This is a genomic window from Acidovorax sp. Root402, assembly GCF_001425125.1.
Lineage (GTDB): Bacteria > Pseudomonadota > Gammaproteobacteria > Burkholderiales > Burkholderiaceae_C > Acidovorax > Acidovorax delafieldii.
The window spans coordinates 100,655-121,927 of sequence record NZ_LMDQ01000018.1 but is presented as its reverse complement, the minus strand read 5'-3'; the positions used below and the strand labels follow the sequence as shown (position 1 = coordinate 121,927).

The following is a 21,273-nucleotide window of genomic DNA, read 5'->3' as shown; positions in this document are numbered from 1 at the left end:
TTCCCACGTGGGGACTGAAATTCAGTATCCGAAATTCACGGTATTGTGCTTTGCACCGTTAGCGGCCATCGAAACTGCCGCTGCCCAGACCAGTGCTCCCGCGCAAGGGCCGCCCCGCTGCGCTGGGAGCGTTCCCCTCCCGCGAAGCGAGAGAGGGGGAAGGCGCCGAAGGCGACTCAGGGGGTGCTTCATCTCACGCGGGTTTGATGCTGCCCGGCACGATTCTCGCGCCGTAGTCACGCATCAGCGATTGCACGAAGGGATCGTTGTGCACGATTTCTTCCGCGCGGCGTTGGCGCTCGGCAGCGGCGGCGGCGTTGCGACGGGCGGGGCTGTCGATGACCACGCCCACTTCCACGCTGATCTGGGTCGCATGGCCCGCAGCTTCAAGGGCCGCACGCAGGCGCTCGCGCGCCGTGGGCTGGTTGAGCGATTCGCGCTCGACGCGCAACAGCCAGTGACCACCGTCGCGCGCCACAAGCTGCGACTGCAGGGCCAGTTCGCGCACCAGAGCCGTGATGGCCTCTGCTGCCACCAGTTGCTGCACCGTGGCATGCCAGACGTCCCCCTCTTCGGTGGGGGTGTAGCGGGCAGATACCGGGGTCGGTGCAGACAGTGGAAGCGGCTGCAACCGCTCGCCGGGCTCGGGGGACTCACGCACCGGGATTGCTACATATTCAGGAGCATTGTGTGCTTTGAATGATTGCGCTACACCGGGATTTTGCTCAAACCTCTCGGTGGTGCGTACCGGCAACGCCGTGGCAGCGGGCGCAGCCGCAGTGGTCACAGTACCTGGCTCATCAGAACCTGGCCATGGGGGTGGCTCAGAATCGTTGAACGACTCTGATGGATGGTCCGCGCCAGAAGGTGCGGTGCCTGCAGCCACTGCCGGAACGGGGGCCGGGACTGCAGGCGCGGGGGCCGCAGACGGGACTTGCTGGGCAGCACGCACCGGAGCTGCAGGCGCCGGCGGTACAGGCAGGGCCTGGGGGGGCTTCACCGCTGCCCCTCCCACAGGCCCTGGCGTGGCCACCACTGCAGCAGGGGCTGCTGCAGTTGATGCAACAGCGCCTGAGGGGGGCGTTTCAGCCCGCGTCAGAGTTTTTTTTTCAGCCGATTCGCCGGCGCCCCCTGCACCGCTGACGGGCTTGAAAGCCAGCAGACGCAGCAGCACCATGGTGAGTGCCGCGTACTCATCGGGCGCCAGGCCCAACTCGCCGCGCCCGTGCAGGCACAGGCTGTAGAGCAACTGCGTTTCATCCGCGGGCATCAGTGCAGACAGGCGGGCTGTTTCAGCAGCCTCGGGGTCGTCGGCATCCACGGCACCGGCCATCTGGGGCACGGCCTGGAACACGGCCATGCGCTGCAGTACGGCACTCATCTCTTCGAGCGTGGAGGCGGCAGACAGCCCGTTCATGCGCAGCGTGTCCGAGGTCTCCACCACGGTTTTCCCGTCACCCTGAGCGAGCGCTTCAATGAGCCGGAACACATAGGAGCGGTCCACCGCACCCAGCATCTGACGCACACCGGCTTCCTGCAGTTGGCCGCTACCGAAGGCAATGGCCTGGTCGGTCAGCGACAGTGCATCGCGCATGGAGCCCCGCGCAGCGCGTGAGAGCAAGCGTAGCGCCTGGGGCTCGGCAGGCACGTTCTCGGTCGCCAGCACCTGCGTGAGGTGCGAGAGGACAGTTTCAGGCGCCATGGGGCGCAGGTTGAACTGCAGGCAACGGCTCAGCACCGTGACCGGCACCTTCTGCGGGTCGGTCGTGGCCAGCACAAACTTGAGGTACTCAGGCGGCTCTTCCAGCGTCTTGAGCATGGCGTTGAACGCCGTGTTGGTCAGCATGTGCACTTCGTCGATCATGAAGACCTTGAAGCGCCCCTGCACCGGCTTGTAGACCGCCTGCTCCAGCAGGCTTTGCACTTCGTCCACGCCCCGATTGGAGGCCGCGTCCAGCTCGGTGTAGTCCACAAAGCGGCCGCTGTCGATGTCGGTGCAGGCCTGGCACACGCCGCAGGGCGTAGCGGTGATGCCGCCAGTGCCGTCCACCCCCTGGCAGTTGAGCGACTTGGCCAGGATGCGCGACACCGTGGTCTTGCCCACGCCGCGCGTACCGGTAAACAGGTAGGCGTGGTGCAGGCGCTGCTGGGTCAGCGCATTCGACAAGGCCTGGACCACATGTTCCTGCCCCACCATCTCGGTGAAATTGCGGGGACGGTACTTGCGGGCGAGCACGAGGTAGGACATGCGGTCGATTCTACGGGCTGGGCCATGCGCCCCTGGCGCCACCAGGGCAAACAAAACAGCCACTGAAAAATCAGGGCCTCCATCCGACGTACAATCAGCGGTGACGGGCCTCCTCGCATGGTGAAGCGGCCAACCGGGTCAGGTGGGGAACCAAGCAGCCCTAACTGTGGAGTCAGTGCCGGGGGTAAGGCTCGTCAACTTCTTCTTTCTCTTTGCGCGGTCGCGCAAAAACTTCCCTCTCTCCAGTATTTCCACAGCGCGCCGTGCGCTTCAGCGGCCGCTCAAGCCCCTGCGGACTGCCCTAGCCAGCGCAGCGCCCCCTCTCCCACCACACGGCCGCTGGCCATGCTGGCGGTCAGCAGATAGCCCCCGGTGGGCGCCTCCCAGTCCAGCATTTCTCCCGCGCAGAACACACCTGGTAACGCCGTCGCCATGAGGTGTGCGTCCATCGCTTCGAAGGCCACACCGCCCGCCGTGCTGATGGCCTCGTCCAGCGGGCGCGTGGCCACCACGGTGATGGGCAAGGCTTTGATGGCATGGGCCAGTGCCACGGGGTCGTTCATTCCGTCCTTGCCCAGGTGTTCGTACAGGATGCCCGCCTTGATGCCATCCAGGCCCAAGCGGCTCTTGAGGTGGCTGGAGAGCGACCGGGAACCGCGCGGGTGGCGCACTTCCACCAGCACGCGCTCAGGCGCATGGTCGGGCAGCAGGTCGAGGTGGAACGTGGCGTGGCCATGGACCTCCACCTCGTCGCGCAGGAGGTGCGAGGCGGCATAGACCAGGCTGCCCTCCATCCCTGTGGCCGTGACCACGAACTCGCCCCGGCGGCTGAAGCTGTGGCCCCGGCTGTCGGTAAAGCTGAGCGCCACGGTCTTGAAGGGCTGGCCCACAAACTTCTCGGCAAAATGCGGCGTCCAGCCCACGGTGGGCGCAGGCGTGCGGCCCAGCAGCTCCTGCAGAAAGGCGCGGCGCGTCTCGCCCGCAGGTGCGTCTGCACGCAGCACATCAAAGCCGCAGTTGGACGGGCGCAGCGGAGCCACAACCACGCCGCGCTGCGCCAGCAGCGGCACCCAGGCACCGTCAGACCCCAGGCGTGCCCAGCTGCCGCCGCCCAGCGCCAGCACCACCGCCTTGGCGGCCACCCGCACCTCGCCTGCCGGTGCGGCAAAGCGCAGCGCCCCCTCCTCGGCCCAGCCCAGCCAGCGGTGGCGCATGTGGAACAGAACCCCTTGCCCGCGCAGGCGCTGCAGCCAGGCGCGCAGCAACGGCGCGGCCTTCATGTCGGTGGGGAACACGCGGCCCGAGGTGCCCACAAAGGTCTCCACCCCCAGCCCCTGCGCCCAAGCGCGCAGCTCAGGGCCGCCAAAAGCCTGAATCAGAGGCTCAATCTGTGGTTCGCGCCCGGCATAGCGACTCACAAAAGGCGCGTGGGGCTCGGAATGCGTGAGGTTGAGGCCGCCCTTGCCCGCGAGCAGAAACTTGCGCCCCACCGAAGGCATGGCGTCAAACACGTGCACGACCACCCCCGCCTGGGCCAACACTTCTGCGGCCATGAGACCCGCCGGACCACCGCCGATGACGGCCACGTCGCACTGCAAAGCCTCCGCGGACTGGGCAAGTACAGGGGATGTATCGGAAGGAGGAAGGGGGTGGGACACGTAAGGGCCTTGCTGAATAAAGAAGCGCGTTGCGGGGGCGGCATGTCAGAACAGAGAGCCTTGCGGAGAATCCGCAGGGCCTGGCGCGGTGGGCGCGCGCTCTGGTTGTGCTGGAGCAACCGGCGCAATGGGGGCAACGGGCGGGCGAGTATGCCCCACCACAAGCGCCTGGGCCGCCGATGCCCCTGCTGAGCCCGGCGCATCGCCCACCATTACCAACCGCCCATCGCCCGTGAGAAAGGCGGCATGCACCACCTCGCCTGGCATCAGGGCCTGTACGGCTTCGCGGTAACGCTGCAACTGGGCCACCAGTGCCTGCTGGCGCTGGGGTTGGCTGGCGCTTTTGTAGTCCAGCACCCACCAGCCGGCCTCTGCATCGCCGGCGCGTGCCGCGCGGCGCTGCACCAAGCGGTCGATGCGCAGGCTCTGCCCCTGGTAGTGCAGCGGGGCTTCGTTGATGGCGGTCTGCACCAGGGCAGCGTCCCACGCCCAGGCCCCCTCGCCCGCCAGAATGGCCTGCGCCATGCGGGCGGCCAACTCGGCGGCAGCGGGGGCAATGTCGTGGTCCAGAGCCAGATGGGCAATGCGCGCGGCAGCCCAACCCTGGGCGCGCAAGTCGGCCAGTGGGGCACCAGCCACGCCGGCTTGCTCCAGCAGCTGGTGCATGGCATCGCCCTGGCGCGACAAGGGGGTGGACTCTCCGTCGCCCGGCATGGCCACAGGCCTGTCGCCCGGCAATGCCGCATCGGTTTGCACGCGCGCGCTTTGCAGCGCCTCGGGCAGCGCGGGCAGGCAGGGGATGGTGAAGGTCTGCGCGGGCGCTACGGCCGCCACGGCATGTTCTGCGGGGGCCAACGCCTGCATGTCCACCTCAGTGACCAAGGGAGCGAGCCGATTCCACCAACTGCCTGGGGCCGAGTTACCGGGCTGCACGGACGACAGGGCCAGGCAATGCTTGGCACGCGTCATGGCCACGTAGAGCATGTTCAGTTCCTCGCGGCTGCGGGCCTGCTGCTCGGCGGCGAGCGTCTCCACTGCGCTGGGTGGCGGGCTCGATTCGCTGGCCAAAAAGACGAAGGCAGACGGCAGGGCCTGCTCGCCAGGCCAGTCCACCAGCACGCCCATGGTCTCAGCCTTTTGTGGACGGGTGTCGGTATCGAGCAGCAGCACGCAATCGGCCTCCAGCCCCTTGGCACCGTGCACCGTCAGCAAGCGGATGGCCTGCGCATCCGCCCGGCCTGGGGCGCGCACACCGCCCTTTTTCATGGCCCGCACAAAGGCGTAGGGCGTGAGGTAGCGCCCCCCGTCGTGCTGCAGCGATGCCGCCAGCAGTGCGCGCAGATTGGCCTGCACGGACTGGCGCTGGGTGACCGGTGCTGCGGCAGCAAAGCGGGCCAGCACGTCACCGTGTTCGTAAATGGTGTGCAGCGCGTCGTGGGGCGGCAAAGTACCCACCCACGTCTGATATTGGGCCAAAACGGCTCCAAGCGCTTGATATTCATGTTCTAACAGCTCACTTTTCAATAGCAAATCAAACCAGCTACAGCCCGCGTGTTCCGGCTGGCGGCGCAACAATGCCAGCGCGACCAGCGCGTCGTCGCCCAGGCCAAACAGGGGTGACTTGAGCGCGCGGGCCAAAGACAGGTCGTGTGTAGGCGATACCAGCACGTCGAGCAGCGCCACCATGTCCTGCACCTCGGGCGCGTCAAACAGGTCAGCTTTTTCGGGCTGCACACAGGGCAGGTGCAGGGCGCGCAGGGCGTCTTGCATGCTGGCCAGGCGGTCGCGCTTGCGGGCCAGCACCAGCACCTCTTTGGGTAGAGTGCCGGCGGCAATCTGCGCGGCCACCCAGGCAGCGGCCTGCGTGCACTCGCGCATGCGCTGGGTTTCTTCGGCCTCGTGGCGAGGTTCGGTCAGGCTGTCGCGCCAGACCAGGGGGTCGCGGCCTGCGCCTTGGCTGTCGTCGTCCGCGTCGGTGATGGCGGGCAGGCGCAGCAACTGGCCGGGGTGCTTGGATTCGGTGGTGTGATCGCGGAAACCGCTGGTCTCTTGCTGCGCCTGGGCCTGGCCCATGACGGCGTTGACCGCGGCAATCACGCCCTGTGCGTTGCGGCGCGTGTGATCGCAGCTGAGCAGGTCGCCGCGCAGCCCATCGCGCACAAACGCCTGCGCAGCGATGAACACCTGTGGTTCGGCGCGGCGAAAGCGGTAGATGCTCTGCTTGGGGTCGCCCACGATGAACACGCTGGGCGCGGCCGAACCACCGCCCGAGCCCGCATAGCCGGACAGCCATGCGTGCAGCGCCTGCCACTGCAGCGGGTTGGTGTCCTGGAACTCATCGACCAGCAGGTGGCGAATGCGTGCGTCCAGCCGCTCCTGCACCCAGCCACTGAGCACCGGGTCGGCCAGCATGACCAGGGCCGTGCGCTCCACATCGTTCATGTCCACCCAGCCGTGCTGCTGCTTGACGGCCACAAACTGCGCAATCAGGCAGCGCGCCAGCCGGGCCATGCGCTGCTGGTGCTGCCAGGCCTCGTGCTGACGGCGAGCGGTGAGCAGGCGCTGCAACTCGGGCTCGGCCTCCTGCGCGGCGGGGAACTTCTCCAGGTTCTTGGAGAGGCGGTCTTCCTTGGCCACAAACATCGCCTTGCGCAGCATGTCCAAACGCTGGTTCAGGTCGGCGCAGCCCAGCGCGTCGATGATGGCGTCAGCCGCCTTTTGGGGGGTCTTGTTGGCCTCGGCGCCCAACGCGCTGGCACGACTGCGCCAGCGCTGAAGAGCCGCTTCGGTCTGCAAAGCATCGGCGGGCTCTGCCAACGCGGCCAGTTCGGGGTAGGCCTGCTGGAACGGCGGCACCGAGGCATCGACCACGCCCGCCTCGTCGGCCAGATCGAACTCCACCCGCTTGGCCAGCGCCGCTGCCAGGGCCTTGTGCGTTTGCGAGCGGCCGTGGCGGGCCACCACGGCTTCGTAGTCGGCGCGCAGGCTGGCGCTCTCAGCCACGGTCTGCAGAAACGGGGGCCAGACCTCGCGCACGGCCTCGGCATCGTCTTCGAGCAGCTCAAAGTGCGCGGGCAGGCCCTGTTGCTGCAGCAGCGCCAGCGGCGCCGTGCCCAGCAGCGCGGCAAACCAGCTGTGGAAGGTGCGTATCTGCACCGGGCGGCCTGCTTCGAGCAACTGGCGGTATAGATTTTGTAGCGCCTCGCGCTTTTCCAGCGCGCCTTGGGGGCTGATTCCGCGTGCAATCAGCTCGGCCGTCAGTTCTTCCACCGGCTTGTGGCTGAACTGCTCCAACCATTCTTGCAGGCGCTGGCGCATCTCGCCCGCGGCCTTTTTGGTGAAGGTGATGGCCAGGATCTCGTGCGGAGCGCAGCCGTCGAGCAGCGCCCGCAGCATGCGCGAGACCAGCATCCAGGTCTTGCCCGCACCGGCGCAGGCCTCCACCGCCACGCTGCGGGCAGGGTCACAGGCGATGGCGTAGAAGGCCTCGCGCGAGACCGGACGGCCGTTGTGTTCGTAGGCGGCCTGGGCGGGTGGGGAATGGCTCTCGGTCATGGCGTCTCTTGCGCGGGCAACGCCTGTTCAGCGTCCGCCCAGTAGTCTTTGCGGCACAGGCCGCGCACGGCGCAGAACTCGCACACCGATCCCTCGCCCAGCGCGGGCAGCGGCGCGCCGGCGGCGATGCGGGCCATGTCGTGCTGGATGCCTTCGATGAGCACATCGCGCAGGTGCACCACCTCGTCTTGTTCGTGCAGCTGTGTCTCGCCGCGCTCGCCTACGTTGACATAAGCCGCACGCAGGGTGTCGTGGCTCAACAAGGCCGCGTAAAAAGCAAGTTGGGTGTCCTCCGCTCCAGCCTTGATGCGCTGGCGGGTCATGCTGTCGCTTTCGGTCTTGTAGTCAATCACCAGTACCGCAGGCTCGCCGGTGGACGAGACCCCATCGATGCGGTCGATGGTGCCGATGAGTTCCAGATCGCCCAGCGGCTGGCGGGCCTTGACCTCGGCCTGGCGGAAGGTGGCGCCCTGTTGCTCATGCCCTGCCAGCCATAGCAGGTAGCCGTCGCGCAGTTGCGTCCAGCCTGCGGCAAAGGGCAGAAAGTCGCCGTCCTGCAAACGCTGCTCGCGGGTGACGGCCTCGGCGGCGGCGTCCATGCGCACACGTCGCTCATCCAGACCATCGGTCGGCTCCGCCAGCAAGGCTTCGTGAAAGTGCTGCAGTACCGCGTGCAGCCAGGTGCCAAAGTCCCGCTTATCCACTTCGGCATCCAGCTCGTCGGCCTCGCGCAGGCCCAGTTGGCGCTGGGCAAAGAAGCGGTAAGGACAGTGGCGCAAATCGGAATACGCCGTGGATGACAGGTGGGTCACCGGCAGCGCCTGGCCAACAGGCAAGGGGCGTAAAGTGGGAGTGGCGACCACCTCGCGCGCACCGCGCTCATCGGCTCCCGGCAGGGCGGCACCATCCAGCTGCAGGGCGAGCACCAGCGCGCTGGCCAGCAGGGGCTCGCCCCCTTCGTCACCGGTGCGCCACAGCACATCCACCACCGGCGTGCGCAGGGCATGGGCCCAGGCGGCGCGCTGGGCAGCCTCCAGCGACTGGCGCGTAGGCAGGCCCCATGCCTCGCGCTGGGCCTGTGTCCAGTCGCCAGCGGGTTCGGGAGCAGGTTGCAGGCGCTTTTCGTCGCAACCCGGCAACACGGCGGCGGCGAAGGGGCGGCCCAGCAGTTGCGGCATGGGCACCACCACCACGGGGGCACCAGCCGCCTGCGCGGCCACATAGCGCCCGGCCTCCAGCACGTCTTTGACCCAACGGGTGAATTCGGCCAGTGTCATGCGGCGGCCCGCACTGTCGCCCCAGCCGTCCAGCTCTGACTGCTGACCGTCTTGCAGGCGCAAGGCGGCCAGCACCCGCATGCCAGCAGGGTCGGCCTGCAGACCCTGCCATTGGCCGGCCTGCTCCAGCACCGTGCGCAAAGCGGGTAGCCACTGCGCCAGCGGCCGTGCAGCGCGCAGGGTGTTGCGCCATGTTTCTACGGTGGCCACGGTGCGGGCCAGGTGGGGCTGCGCATCCACGTCGCCCGTCAAAGCCAGCTGGGCGGCGGCGCTCCAGTGCTGCACCACACCTTTGCGCAGCCATTGCTCCAGGCGATTGACCTCGCCAGGCATCAGCGCTGGGGTGTGTTTGACCCAGTCCAGCACCTCGTTGGAAGAGGCATTCCACGCAGCGGCCTGCAGCACGGCCATGACCCGTGCAGCGGCGCGCGTGGTGGACAGAATCCAGCCGCTTTCGTCGCGCACCAATACGCCACTGCTGTCCAGGTGGGCCAGGACACGGCGGATCAGTGCGCGGTCAGTGGCCGCGAGGGCCACGGGCACCCGCCCCTGCTCGACATGACGCAGCACACAGGCCGCAGCACGGTGCGCCTCGTCTTCGGCGTCCGTTGCGGCGTGCAGGGCCCACTGCGGTGGTGAATCCGCATCACCGATCAACGCGGGGAGCGCAATGCACACACCTTGCTCGCCCCAATGCGCCTGCAGGACTCGGGTCAGCATGTCAGACTGAAATCCCTCCAACACCACCAGCGCATCCACCGCCCCGCGAACGCTGGGCTCAAACAGCACATCGGTCGCGTAGCGCGATGCCAGTGCCCATTCCAGCGCAAGGCGAGCCACCAGGGCCTCGTAATGCAGGGCGGTACCTTCTTCCGGCGTGGCCAGCAGCTTCCGAGCCTCGTCACCCCAGGCAGCGCGTCGGGCTGGGGGCACGGCAGCAATCACCGGGGCCAATTGGGCAGCGGCCTCCTGCAGTGGCGTGGCCAGCACTTCGCGCTGCCCGCCCTGCCCCACGCGGTCAAGCAAAGTGCGGGCCGTGAGCGTGTCGCGCGCAACGTCGCCCGCTAGGTCGTCGCCCGTGGGCTCAAACGCTTGCAGCTGGCGGGCCCAGTTGCGGGTGGTTTCAAAACGTGGAGCAAAGCTCTGCGGGAACTGCTGAACCCAATGGCGCTGCGCCCAGGGCATGAGCTGGGCGTAGGGCACCAGCACCACCGTGCGCGCCAAATGGGCACCATGGGCTTGGGCATGCGCGGCCACCCGGGCCAGTGCGCGTTGCCACAGGGCGGTGCTTGCGGCCGCAAATCCACTGGTTTGATCGCTTTTCGCTATGACTGTCATAGCGTCGCAAGACCCGGCCACACCGGTGAACGTGGGATTGGTTTCTGTCACAATGCCCAGACTTTAAACGTACACCGGTCGCAACCCGCCCAAAATCAAGGAATTCCGCCATGGCCAGCGAACTCATCAAACATGTCTCCGACGCCAGCTTTGAAGCCGACGTGCTCCAACCGGGCTCCGCCGTGCTGGTGGACTACTGGGCTGAGTGGTGCGGCCCCTGCAAGATGATTGCTCCCATCCTGGACGAAGTCGCAGGCACCTACCAAGGCAAGCTGCAGATCGCCAAGATGAACGTGGACGAGAACCGCGAAATCCCCGCCAAGTTCGGCATCCGCGGCATCCCCACCCTGATGCTGTTCAAGGATGGCCAACTGGCAGCCACCAAGGTCGGCGCGATGAGCAAGGCCCAGTTGACCGCCTTCATCGACCAACAACTGGCCTGACCCACTGCCCCAAGCCCCCTCGGTACGACTGCCGATGGGGCTTTTTTGTTAAGCGATAGACCTGCGGGGAAACAACAGGCTGGCAGTTGCGCAACCTCACACCTTGCGCCCCTGAGGCCCCCGCATTTTTTCCTGTCATAATTCCCACAGATCACCGGGCTGCATGCATTGGCAGCCGGACCAAGATCCCTGGCGAGCCGGACCTGCAAACAGCAGCCCATTCGGCATCAGCCCACCTCCCCCAAGATTCACACCAGCTCCGCCAAGGAGTCAATCCATGCACTTAAACGAACTCAAGGCACTGCACGTGTCTGAAGTCCTGAAGCAGGCCGAAGAACTCGAAATCGAAAACACGGGCCGCATGCGCAAGCAGGAGTTGATGTTTGCCATCATCAAGAAGCGCGCCAAGGCGGGTGAGCAGGTGTTTGCAGACGGCGTGCTGGAAATCCTGCCTGATGGCTTCGGCTTTCTGCGCAGCCCGGACACCAGCTTCACCGCCAGCACGGACGATATCTACATCAGCCCCAGCCAGGTGCGTCGCTTCAACCTGCACACCGGCGACATGATCGAAGGCGAAGTGCGCACGCCCAAGGACGGCGAGCGCTACTTTGCACTGACCAAGCTCGACAAGGTCAACGACGGCCCCCCAGAGCAGAACAAGCACAAGGTCATGTTCGAGAACCTGACGCCCCTGTTCCCCAAGGAGCAGATGCGACTGGAGCGCGACGTCAAGAGCGAAGAGAACATCACCGGCCGCATCATCGACATCATCGCGCCCATTGGCCGCGGCCAGCGTGCGCTGATCGTCGCGCCGCCCAAGAGCGGCAAGACGGTGATGATGCAGCACATCGCCCACGCCATTACGGCCAACAACCCCGACGTGCACCTGATGGTGCTGCTGGTGGACGAGCGCCCTGAAGAAGTGACCGAAATGCAGCGCACGGTCAAGGGAGAGATCATCGCCTCCACCTTCGACGAGCCCGCCGCCCGCCACGTGCACGTGGCCGAGATGGTGATCGAGCGCGCCAAGCGCCTGGTCGAGCTCAAGAAGGACGTGGTGATCCTGCTGGACTCCATCACCCGCCTGGCCCGCGCCTACAACAACGTCGTGCCGTCGAGCGGCAAGGTGCTGTCCGGTGGTGTGGATGCCGCCGCACTCCAGCGCCCCAAGCGCTTCTTTGGCGCTGCGCGCAAGGTTGAGGAAGGTGGTTCGCTCACCATCATCGCCACGGCGCTGGTCGATACCGGTAGCCGCATGGATGAAGTGATTTTTGAAGAATTCAAGGGCACGGGCAACTGCGAAATCCACCTGAACCGCCGCCTCTACGAAAAGCGCGTGTTCCCTGCCATCGAGCTCAACAAGAGCGGCACACGCCGCGAAGAACTGCTGCTGGCCCCCGAGATCCTGCAAAAGACCCGCATCCTTCGCCAGTTCATGTACAACATGGACGAGATCGAGTCCATGGAGCTCATGATCAAGAACATGAAGGCCACCAAGACCAATGTGGACTTCTTCGACATGATGCGTCGCGGGGGCTAATTCTCAGCCTGTGCAATAATAGAGGGCTTTTTCTTGCGGAAAGTACATCGGACTGGCCGGTGCGGCTCCCGCAGTTGACTCAAAGGAAGATCATGAAAGAAGGCATTCACCCCAACTACCGCGAAGTTCTGTTCGTGGACCTGTCCAACGGTTTCAAGTTCGTGACCCGCTCGTGCGTGAACACCAAGGAAACCGAAACCCACGAAGGCAAGGAATACCCGCTGTTCAAGCTGGATACCTCTTCTGAATCGCACCCCTTCTACACCGGCACGCAAAAGTCGGTGGACAACATGGGTGGCCGCGTGGAGCGCTTCCGCAACCGTTTCGGCAAGACCGCAGCGAAGTAATTCGCCCCTGCGATCCCGCCAAAAAGGCAGCCCGGGCAACCGGGCTGCCTTTTTTCATGGGTTTTGCCTTTATTCTCGGTGGCTCCTTTGCCCAGCCGCCCACTGCCGCGTGACTCCACCCACCCCCGCCATCGTTACCCAGAACGCCGTCAGCCCACTGCCCCGCTGGGCGCTGCTGCTGCTGTGCATTGCCTACGTAGTGCCCGGCTTTGTGGGCCGGGATCCGTGGAAGAACGCAGACGTCACCGCCTTTGGCTACATGCTGGAGCTCGCCCAGGGACGCACTCCCTGGCTCAGTCCGCTGCTCGGTGGCATGCCCCCCGAAACCGAAGGGCTGCTGCCCTACTGGCTGGGGGCCTGGGCTGTGCAGATGGCACCGGCCTGGCTGTCGCCGGAGATGGCGGCCCGCATACCGTTCATCGCGCTCCTGGTCATCACCCTGATGGCCACTTGGTATGGCGTGTACTACCTGGCCCGCAGCCCAGGCGCCCAACCGGTCGCATTTGCCTTTGGGGGTGAGGCCTCTCCCCTCGACTATGCGCGCGCGATTGCCGATGGCGCCTTGCTGGCGCTGATCGCCTGCCTGGGCCTGGCGCAGCTCTCGCATGAGGTCACGAGCTATCTGGCTCAGCTTGGCTGCACCGCTTTGCTGTTTTTTGCGGTGGCCGCCATGCCCCACCGTTCCGTGGCGCCCGCCGTGGCCCTGGTACTGGGCATGGCCGGGCTCACGCTGTCCGGAGCCCCCGCCCTTACGGCCTTATTGGGCATGGGCGGCGCGTTGCTGGCGCTGTTTGCACCCGCTGGCAACACCGACCGCCGCTGGCGCTGGGCCGCCGTGCTGGCCGCAGCCACACTGGCGGCTGCCGCCCTGGCCCAGGGTCTGGACCTTTGGCGCTGGCGTGTTGTGGGGTTCGATGGTGGTGGCAAGGACTGGCTGAGCCTAGCGCGCCTGCTGCTGTGGTTTGGCTGGCCGGCCTGGCCACTGGCACTGTGGACCTTGTGGCGCTGGCGCCAGCAGATCTTCAGCCGCCCTGGCCAACGGCACCTGCTGCTGCCCCTGTGGTTCACTCTGGTGTCGATTGGCGCCACCATCACCACCCAGCCGGCCGACCGGGCATTGCTGCTGGGCCTGCCCGCCCTGGCTGCGCTGGCAGCCTTTGCCCTGCCTACGCTGCGCCGCAGCGTAGGAGCCTTGATCGACTGGTTCACGCTGCTGTTCTTCACCGCATCGGCCCTCGCGATCTGGGTGATCTGGATTGCCATGCAGACCGGGGTGCCTGCCAAACCTGCCGCCAACGTGGCCAAGCTGGCGCCCGGGTTCGTGCCGCAGTTTTCTGCACTGGCTTTGCTGGTGGCCGTGGCGGCCACTGTGGGTTGGTGTGGTCTGGCGTGGTGGCGTGCGTCCCGCAACCGGGCCCCCATCTGGAAGAGCCTGGTGCTGCCCGCAGGTGGTGCTGCCCTGGGCTGGCTTTTGCTGATGACCCTGTGGCTGCCCCTGCTGGACTACGCACGCAGCTATGGTCCGCAGGTGCGCAGTGTGGTGGCAGCCCTGGGGCCGGAGCCCGGGTGCATTCAGACCGTGGGGCTGAACCGTGCTCAGGTGGCGGCTCTGCAGTTCCATGGACAGCTGTCGCTGCAGCGCGCGGGCCTGCAGGATGAATGCCAGTGGCTGCTGGTGGACAGCGCCTCCTGGCCCGCGTCCGAGCGCATGGTCCGCGCTGAGCTGTGGGAAGCCCGGGCCACCCTGCCCCGTCCCACCGACAAGAACGAGAACCTGCTGCTGTTCCGCCGTGCGGCCCCGGCCCGCTGATGTCGGAGCTGTCCACCATCACCCGGCACGCCGTGACCGTGCTGGCGGGGCAATTGGCGGTCATGGCCTTCGGGGTGACGGACACCATCGTGGCGGGGCGCTACAGCGAATCGTCGCTGGCCGCGCTGTCCGTGGGGTCGGCCATCTTCATCAGTGTGTACGTCGCACTGATCGGCGTGCTGCAGGCACTCCTCCCCGTGTGGGCCGAACAGCGCGGCGCGCAACAGCCTGAGGCCGTAGGCCGATCACTGCGACAGGCCTTGTACCTGTGCGCTGCTGCTTCAGTGGTGGGCATGGCGGTGCTGCTATCGCCAGGCGCGCTGCTGCGCTGGACGGAGGTCCCCCCTGCGCTTCGCCCGCAGGTAGAAAACTACCTGGCTGTGCTGGCACTGGCACTCCCACCCGCCCTGCTGTTCCGGATCTACAGCACCCTCAACCAGGCCCTGGGCCATCCGCGTCTGGTCACCTGGCTACAGGTGTGCTCACTGCTGATCAAGCTGCCGCTGTCGGTGTGGTTCACTTTTGGCGGCGGGGGCCTGCCTGCACAGGGGGTGGTGGGCTGCGCCTGGGCAACGCTGGTCGTCAACTGCAGCATGCTGGCCCTGGCTGTGTGGCTGCTGCGCACGCAGGACATCTATACCCCCCTGGGGCTGTGGCGCCGCATGGAGCCCCCGCACTGGCCCACCATTGCAGGCTTTGCCAGACTCGGCATTCCAGCAGGCCTGGCCGTGATGGTGGAGGTGACCTCCTTCACCCTGATGGCCTTGTTCATCGCGCGCCAGGGCACCACCTCGGCGGCCGCCCACCAGATCGCCGCCAACATGGCTGCCGTGCTCTACATGGTGCCGCTGTCGCTGTCCATCGCCACCAGCGCGCGGGTGAGCTACTGGCTGGGCGCACAGCAGCCCCAGCGAGCCCGTCAGGTGGTTTTGATGGGTTTTTCGCTCGCTGCGCTAGTGGGTATTGCCTTGGCAGCTATATTATTGATAGCAAGACACTCGATCAGCCAGATCTACACCGACAACGCCAGCGTGGCAGCCGTGGCCGGCACGGTGCTGGTCTGGGTGGCGGCGTACCACGCTGCCGATGCGGTGCAGACGCTGTGCGTGTTTGTGCTGCGCTGCTACCGCATCACGCTGGCGCCACTGGTGGTGTACTGCGCGCTGCTGTGGGGGGCTGGCCTGGCGGGCGGCTACTGGCTGGCTTATGGGGGCAGCGGGCCTTGGTCGGGTGTGGCTTCGCCCACTCCCTTCTGGGCGGCCAGCGCGGCGGCGCTCGCAGTCACCGCACTGCTGTTCGTCGCCATGCTCTGGCGAGCCATCAACCCGGCAAGGAAAAACCCCGCAAACGGTTGGCCGGGAAAGTGACCGAAAACACCGAGCCCTTGCCCAGCGTGCTCGCGATGTCCAGCGTGGCGCCATGGCGCTGCAGCACATGCTTGACGATGGCCAGGCCCAGGCCGGTGCCTCCGGTCTCGCGCGAACGGCTGCGGTCCACCCGGTAAAAGCGCTCCGTCAGGCGCGGGATGTGCTCGGGCGCAATGCCGGGGCCGGTGTCGTGCACCGAGAACACGGCACTGCCATCCTCCTTTCGCAGCCACTGCACCTCGATGGAACCACCGCCGGGTGTGTAGCGCACCGCGTTGTTGACGAGGTTGGACAAGGCGCTTTGCAGTTCGGCAGGCACACCAGCAATCTCGCCTTCGGCCCGCAGCAAATCGGCCGCCGGAAAGCGCATCGTATGGGGACGCTGCTGGTTCTGTGTGAGCAGCGTCGACAGGGCGCGGCCCTCTTCCTCGCAGCGCTGCATCAGTGACTGAACAGGTGTCCATTCGGCCATGCCGGGCAGCGGGCTGCCCTCCAGCCGCGACAGCGTGAGCAGGTCCTGCACCACACTTTGCATGCGCTGCGCCTGCTGCGCCATCATGCCCAGGTAGCGCGAGCGCTCGTCGGCGCTCAGCGGCAAGGTCTGCAAGGTTTCGACAAAACCGGTGAGCACCGTGAGGGGTGTGCGGATCTCGTGCGACACGTTGGCCACAAAGTCTCTCCGCATCGCGTCGGCCTGCTCCAGCGCCGTCACGTCGCGTGACAGCAGCAGCGTGCGGCCATCACCATAGGGGTGCAGGTGCACCGAGATGCGTACGGGCCGCGACGGCGTGCTCAGGCGCCCCTCCAGGACCACATCGCTGGTGAAGTCCTTGGCAGCAAAGTAAGCCGTGAATTCAGGGTTGCGCAGCAGATTGCCAATGGACTGCATGACGTCGCGCTGCGCGTCAAAGCCAAACTGGTTGGCTGCCATCTGGTTGCACCATTCGATGCGGCCCTGCGCATCCAGCAGCACCACGCCGTTGGGGGAGGCCTGCAGGGCGGCCAGGATCTCCTGCAAACGGTCCTGGCTGTCGCGTATCTGCGCCTCCTGCTTGCGCAGCAGACGCCGCGCACGGTCCGCCGCCTCGCCCCAGATGCCACGCATGGACGGCACCGATGCCAGGTCGCCCGTGCGCAACCAGCGCAGCACCCGCACCCCCCGCAGCAAGTCCCACACGAACCACGCCCAGGCAGCAATGGCGGCCCCCAGTGCGGCACCCCAGGGCCCGCCTTGCCACCACCCCAGGCCACCACCCGCCAACTGCCACAGCAGGAAAAACGAAATACGCCACAGCATGCGGATTGCAAAGCCTTCTCAGAAACGCCAGGGGCGCGACACTCGCGCCCATTGATCCATCACATCCATCCATCGCCACCACCGATGCACGCCGACCGCAGTGGCCCGCTGCACAGCAGCCATCGAGCGCGTCGCAACACTCACAGGCGGGAGCCCGCCTGCCTCATCAGGCCGACAGCGGCACCTGAGGTTGTGCAGTGAGCCGGTAGCCCGCGCCGCGCACCGTTTCCACCATCACGGAGGCTGCACCCAGGGCCTCGCGCAGGCGCTTGACATGCACGTCCACCGTGCGCTCCTCGATGAAGACATGGTCGCCCCACACCTTGTCGAGCAGCTGTGAGCGGCTGTGCACACGCTCGGCGTGCTTCATCAAGAAATGCAGCAGCTTGAACTCGGTGGGGCCGACCTTCAGGGGCTGGCCCTGGAAGGTGACCCGGTAGGTCGCAGCATCCAGCACGAGCTCGCCAATGCTCACGCTGTCGCTCACCTGCTCGGGTGCTCGGCGGCGCAGCACCGCGCGGATGCGGGCCAGCAGCTCCTGCGTGGAAAAGGGCTTGGTGATGTAGTCGTCGGCACCGGCGTCCAGCCCGGCCACCTTGTCCGGCTCATCCCCACGCGCGGTCAGCATGAGGATGGGGATGGGCTTGGTGCGGCTGTCTGCACGCCACTTGCGTGCCAGCGACAGACCACTCTGCCCTGGCAGCATCCAGTCCAGCAGAATCACATCGGGCAGCACGGCATCCAGCTCGCGCTGCGCGCTGTCGCCGTCTTCCGCCCAGAAGGGCTGGAAACCGTTGTGGCGCAGGTTGACTGCAATCAGTTCGGCAATCGCGGGTTCGTCCTCCACGATAAGGACACGGGGAAGCTTTCTCATGGTGATGTCAGCGCCCCGTACTTACAGCACTGCCGACTCGATCTCGTCGAGGGCTGTGTGGCGCACGTCCTTGCCCTTGACCAGATAGATGATGAGCTCGGCCACGTTCTTGGAATGGTCGCCAATGCGCTCGATGGCCTTGGCGAGGAACAGCAGATCCAGGCTGGGCGAGATGGTGCGGGGGTCTTCCATCATGTAGGTGATGAGCTTGCGCACGAAGCCGTCGAACTCCTTGTCGATGAGGTCGTCCTCCTTGAGGATGGCGACCGCCGCCTTCACGTCCAGCCTTGCAAACGCATCCAGCGTCTTGCGCAGCTGGCCCGAGGCCAGCTCGGCCGCCACCCGCAGGTCGCTCGATGGCAACGAGCGCGGGGCGCCGCCTTCGATGATGGAGCGCACCATGCGCGCCATCTTGTTGGCTTCGTCGCCCATGCGTTCCAGATTGGCCGTGGCCTTGGAGAAGGCCAGCAGCAGGCGCAGGTCACGCGCGGTGGGCTGGCGGCGGGCGATGATGGAGGACAGCTCCTGGTCGATCTCGACCTCCATCGCATTGATGCGGGTCTCCATCGAAGCCACCGTTTCCACGGCCTCCAGGCTGAATTGCGACAGCGCGTACACCGCCTGGCGAATCTGCGACTCCACCAAGCCGCCCATTTCCATGACGCGGGCAGAGACGCTGTTGAGTTCGCTGTCGAACTGGGACGAAAGATGTTTATCGGGCATCTGCTGTCTCCTTAGCCGAAACGGCCGGTGATGTAGTCTTCGGTTTCTTTGCGCTCGGGCTTGAAGAAGATCTGCTCGGTCGCACCGAACTCGATCATCTCGCCCAGGTACATGTAGGCGGTGAAGTCGCTGCAGCGGGCGGCCTGCTGCATGTTGTGGGTCACGATCGCAATGGTGTAGTCGTGCTTGAGCTCGTCGATCAGCTCTTCGATCTTGGCAGTGGACAACGGGTCCAGCGCCGAGGTGGGCTCGTCGAGCAACAGCACCGAAGGCTTCACCGCCACGCTGCGCGCAATGCACAGGCGCTGCTGCTGGCCGCCGGAGAGCGACAGGCCGCTCTGGTGCAGCTTGTCCTTCACCTCGGTCCACAGAGCGGCTTTGGACAGCGCCCACTCCACGCGGTCGTCCATCTCGCTCTTGCTCAGCGTCTCGTAAAGCTTCACGCCAAACGCGATGTTGTCGTAGATGGACATCGGGAACGGCGTGGGCTTCTGGAACACCATGCCGATGCGGGCGCGCAGCAGGTTGATGTCTTGCTTGGGGTCCAGGATGTCCTGACCATAGAAGCTGATGGAACCCTCGGCGCGCTGGCCGGGATACAGGCTGTACATACGGTTGAGCGTGCGCAGCAGCGTGGACTTGCCACAGCCCGAGGGGCCGATGAAGGCAGTGACCTTGTGCTCGGCGATGTCCAGGCTCACGTTGCGCAGGCCCTGGAACTTGCCGTAGAAAAAGCTTAGGTTACGCAGCTCCAGCGCGTTTTTGCTGGCAGTGGCGGTAGCAGTGGCGTTCATTGTCAATTCCTGAAAATGGAGGCAGTCTTGTCGATGGCGTTGGCCGCATCAGCCAACGAAATCACACGCGGTTCTTTTCGCGCAGGAACACCCGCGCCACGACGTTGAGGATCAGCACCGACAGCGTGATGAGCAGCGCACCGCCCCAGGCCAGGCGAACCCAGTTCTCGTACGGGCTCAGCGCAAACTGGAAGATCACGACCGGCAGGTTGGCCATGGGCGCATTCATGTTGGTGCTGAAGAACTGGTTGTTGAGCGCGGTGAACAGCAGGGGCGCGGTCTCGCCACTGATGCGGGCCACAGCCAGCAGCAGGCCAGTCATCACGCCGCTGCGAGCAGCACGCAGGGTGACCATGGTCGAGACCTTCCAGCGCGGTGCACCGAGGGCAAAGGCTGCTTCGCGCAGGCTGCCGGGCACCAGGCGCAGCATGTTCTCGGTGGTGCGCACCACCACCGGCACGGCGATGAGCGAGAGCGCCAGGCTGCCCGCCCAGCCCGAGAAGTTGCCCACGGTAGCGACCGCAATGGCATATACGAACAGGCCCAGCACGATGGAAGGGGCCGACAGCATGATGTCCGTCACAAAGCGGGTCAGTTCGGCGGTCTTGCTCTGGTCCCCGTATTCGGCCAGGTACACCCCCGCCAGCACGCCGATGGGCGTGGACACCAGCACGGTGAAGCCCACCATCAGCAGGCTGCCCACGATGGCGTTGGCCAGGCCACCGCCGTCGGAGCCGGGCGCCGGGGTGGACTGCGTGAACATGTTCCAGTCCAAAGCGGCAAAACCGTTGGACAGGAGCACGCTCAGGATCCAGAGCAGCACGAACAGGCCCAGTGCCATGGCGCCCAGTGACAGGGTCAGGCCAATGGCGTTGGAGCGCTGGCGCTTTTTGTAGAGTTGTTGATTGAATTCCATGGAGCTCGTCTCTGAAGAGGGTCGGGAGCGGGCTGCAGGGCTTACAGGCCCTTGGCCTTCTCGGCGCGCAGCAGCATGATCTTGGCGGCCGACAGCACCACAAACGTGATCACAAACAGCAGGAAGCCCAGGGCAAACAGCGTGGACAAATGAAAGTCCGCCGCCTCGCCAAACTCATTGGCCAGCGTGGATGCGATGGAAGTGCCTGGCGAGAACAGCGAGGTGGGCATGCGGTTGGCATTGCCGATCACAAAAGTGACGGCCATGGTCTCGCCCAAGGCCCGGCCCAGACCCAACATCACTCCGCCAATCACGCCCTTCTGCGTGTAGGGCAGCACCACGCGACGCACCACCTCCCAGGTCGTGCAACCCAGGCCATAGGCGGACTCGCGCAGGATGGGGGGAACAATCTCGAACACATCGCGCATCACTGCAGCCACAAAAGGCAACACCATGAAGGCCAGCACGATGCCCGCGGCCAGGATGCCAAATCCGTTGGTACTGCCGCCAAACAGGAAGCCGATCAGCGGCATGGAGCCGAGCAGCTTTTGCACGGGTACCTGGAAATGGTCTGCAAACAATGGCGCAAACACGAACAGGCCGAACATGCCGTAGATGATGGACGGGACGGCCGCCAGCAATTCCACCGCCGTGCCGAGCGGGCGGCGCAGCCAAACAGGGCAGGTTTCGGTCAGGAACAGCGCAATGCCGAATGCCAGTGGAACGGCGATCAGCAGTGCAATGCCTGCGCTGGCCAGGGTGCCGACGATGGCAATCGCCGCACCAAATTCTTCATTGATGATGTCCCACTCAGCGCGCCAGATGAACTGGATGCCAAACTTGTGAAAAGCTGGCCACGCGTAGATGAACAGCGAAACGATGATGCCCAGCAGCGCCACCAGCACCAGCAGCGACAGGCTCTGGGTCAGCCGATGGAAAACGATGTCCTGCAGGCGCTGCCTCTTGGCAATCGACACCATGGACGGTGTGGGGGCGTCCGTCATCTTGACGGACACGGGTTGCGAACTCATGGTGGTTCCCACGCTCATGTTGACTCCCATCTGGCTTCTGGAGACCCCACAAACC

At 65.7% G+C, this 21,273-nt stretch carries 15 protein-coding genes and 1 other RNA gene; 6 read left to right on the top strand and 10 right to left on the bottom strand.

Features of this window, described 5'->3' with window-relative positions:
- Window positions 1-193: 193 nt before the first annotated feature.
- The gene (gene dnaX, locus ASC83_RS20985; protein ID WP_056067272.1) at window positions 194-2,248 is read right to left on the bottom strand and encodes a DNA polymerase III subunit gamma/tau; all 2,055 of its coding nucleotides are present in this window, start codon (window positions 2,246-2,248) and stop codon (window positions 194-196) included.
- 102 nt (window positions 2,249-2,350) lie between these two features.
- On the opposite strand from dnaX, the gene ffs reads away from it, so the two are divergent.
- An RNA gene (gene ffs / locus ASC83_RS23710) (signal recognition particle sRNA small type) lies at window positions 2,351-2,447 on the top strand.
- Between the two features lie 82 nt (window positions 2,448-2,529).
- Here the strand turns inward: ffs and ASC83_RS20980 are convergent.
- The 3 genes from ASC83_RS20980 to ASC83_RS20970 all read right to left on the bottom strand — a co-directional run bounded on the left by ASC83_RS20980 (window position 2,530) and on the right by ASC83_RS20970 (window position 10,076).
- Complete coding sequence (locus tag ASC83_RS20980) at window positions 2,530-3,846, bottom strand: TIGR03862 family flavoprotein (protein WP_056067270.1); 1,317 nt, start codon at window positions 3,844-3,846, stop codon at window positions 2,530-2,532.
- 105 nt (window positions 3,847-3,951) lie between these two features.
- Complete coding sequence (locus ASC83_RS20975) at window positions 3,952-7,461, bottom strand: exodeoxyribonuclease V subunit beta (protein ID WP_056067268.1); 3,510 nt, start codon at window positions 7,459-7,461, stop codon at window positions 3,952-3,954.
- The gene (locus ASC83_RS20970) at window positions 7,458-10,076 is read right to left on the bottom strand and encodes a PD-(D/E)XK nuclease family protein (protein ID WP_056067267.1); all 2,619 of its coding nucleotides are present in this window, start codon (window positions 10,074-10,076) and stop codon (window positions 7,458-7,460) included. Before ASC83_RS20970 ends, ASC83_RS20975 begins: the two co-directional genes overlap by 4 nt.
- Window positions 10,077-10,186: 110 nt before the next feature.
- Between ASC83_RS20970 and trxA the strand changes: the two genes are divergently transcribed.
- The 5 genes from trxA to ASC83_RS20945 all read left to right on the top strand — a co-directional run bounded on the left by trxA (window position 10,187) and on the right by ASC83_RS20945 (window position 15,583).
- The gene (gene trxA / locus ASC83_RS20965) at window positions 10,187-10,519 is read left to right on the top strand and encodes a thioredoxin TrxA (protein ID WP_008906761.1); all 333 of its coding nucleotides are present in this window, start codon (window positions 10,187-10,189) and stop codon (window positions 10,517-10,519) included.
- Between the two features lie 277 nt (window positions 10,520-10,796).
- Window positions 10,797-12,059, top strand: a complete 1,263-nt coding sequence (gene rho / locus ASC83_RS20960; RefSeq protein ID WP_056067265.1) for a transcription termination factor Rho — start codon at window positions 10,797-10,799, stop codon at window positions 12,057-12,059.
- A gap of 92 nt (window positions 12,060-12,151) precedes the next feature.
- A complete protein-coding gene (locus ASC83_RS20955; RefSeq protein WP_015013594.1) occupies window positions 12,152-12,406 on the top strand; it encodes a type B 50S ribosomal protein L31 in 255 nt (84 codons plus the stop codon).
- A gap of 109 nt (window positions 12,407-12,515) precedes the next feature.
- Complete coding sequence (locus tag ASC83_RS20950; RefSeq protein WP_056067261.1) at window positions 12,516-14,216, top strand: hypothetical protein; 1,701 nt, start codon at window positions 12,516-12,518, stop codon at window positions 14,214-14,216.
- Window positions 14,216-15,583: an MATE family efflux transporter gene (locus ASC83_RS20945; RefSeq protein ID WP_056067259.1), complete on the top strand. Its 1,368-nt coding sequence runs from the start codon at window positions 14,216-14,218 to the stop codon at window positions 15,581-15,583. Before ASC83_RS20950 ends, ASC83_RS20945 begins: the two co-directional genes overlap by 1 nt.
- On the opposite strand, the gene phoR is transcribed toward ASC83_RS20945, so the two are convergent.
- The 6 genes from phoR to pstC all read right to left on the bottom strand — a co-directional run bounded on the left by phoR (window position 15,537) and on the right by pstC (window position 21,218).
- Complete coding sequence (gene phoR, locus ASC83_RS20940) at window positions 15,537-16,880, bottom strand: phosphate regulon sensor histidine kinase PhoR (RefSeq protein WP_056067257.1); 1,344 nt, start codon at window positions 16,878-16,880, stop codon at window positions 15,537-15,539. The genes ASC83_RS20945 and phoR overlap by 47 nt on opposite strands.
- A gap of 166 nt (window positions 16,881-17,046) precedes the next feature.
- Window positions 17,047-17,754, bottom strand: a complete 708-nt coding sequence (gene phoB / locus ASC83_RS20935; RefSeq protein ID WP_015013590.1) for a phosphate regulon transcriptional regulator PhoB — start codon at window positions 17,752-17,754, stop codon at window positions 17,047-17,049.
- Between the two features lie 21 nt (window positions 17,755-17,775).
- Complete coding sequence (phoU, locus tag ASC83_RS20930; RefSeq protein WP_010457902.1) at window positions 17,776-18,477, bottom strand: phosphate signaling complex protein PhoU; 702 nt, start codon at window positions 18,475-18,477, stop codon at window positions 17,776-17,778.
- 11 nt (window positions 18,478-18,488) lie between these two features.
- Window positions 18,489-19,271, bottom strand: coding sequence for a phosphate ABC transporter ATP-binding protein PstB (pstB, locus tag ASC83_RS20925; protein ID WP_056067255.1), 783 nt, complete (start codon window positions 19,269-19,271; stop codon window positions 18,489-18,491).
- A gap of 61 nt (window positions 19,272-19,332) precedes the next feature.
- Window positions 19,333-20,187 (bottom strand): phosphate ABC transporter permease PstA, encoded by an 855-nt coding sequence (gene pstA, locus ASC83_RS20920; protein ID WP_056067253.1) that lies wholly within the window; start codon window positions 20,185-20,187, stop codon window positions 19,333-19,335.
- A 41-nt stretch (window positions 20,188-20,228) separates the two neighbouring features.
- A complete protein-coding gene (pstC, locus tag ASC83_RS20915; RefSeq protein ID WP_369817010.1) occupies window positions 20,229-21,218 on the bottom strand; it encodes a phosphate ABC transporter permease subunit PstC in 990 nt (329 codons plus the stop codon).
- Between the last annotated feature and the right edge of the window lie 55 nt (window positions 21,219-21,273).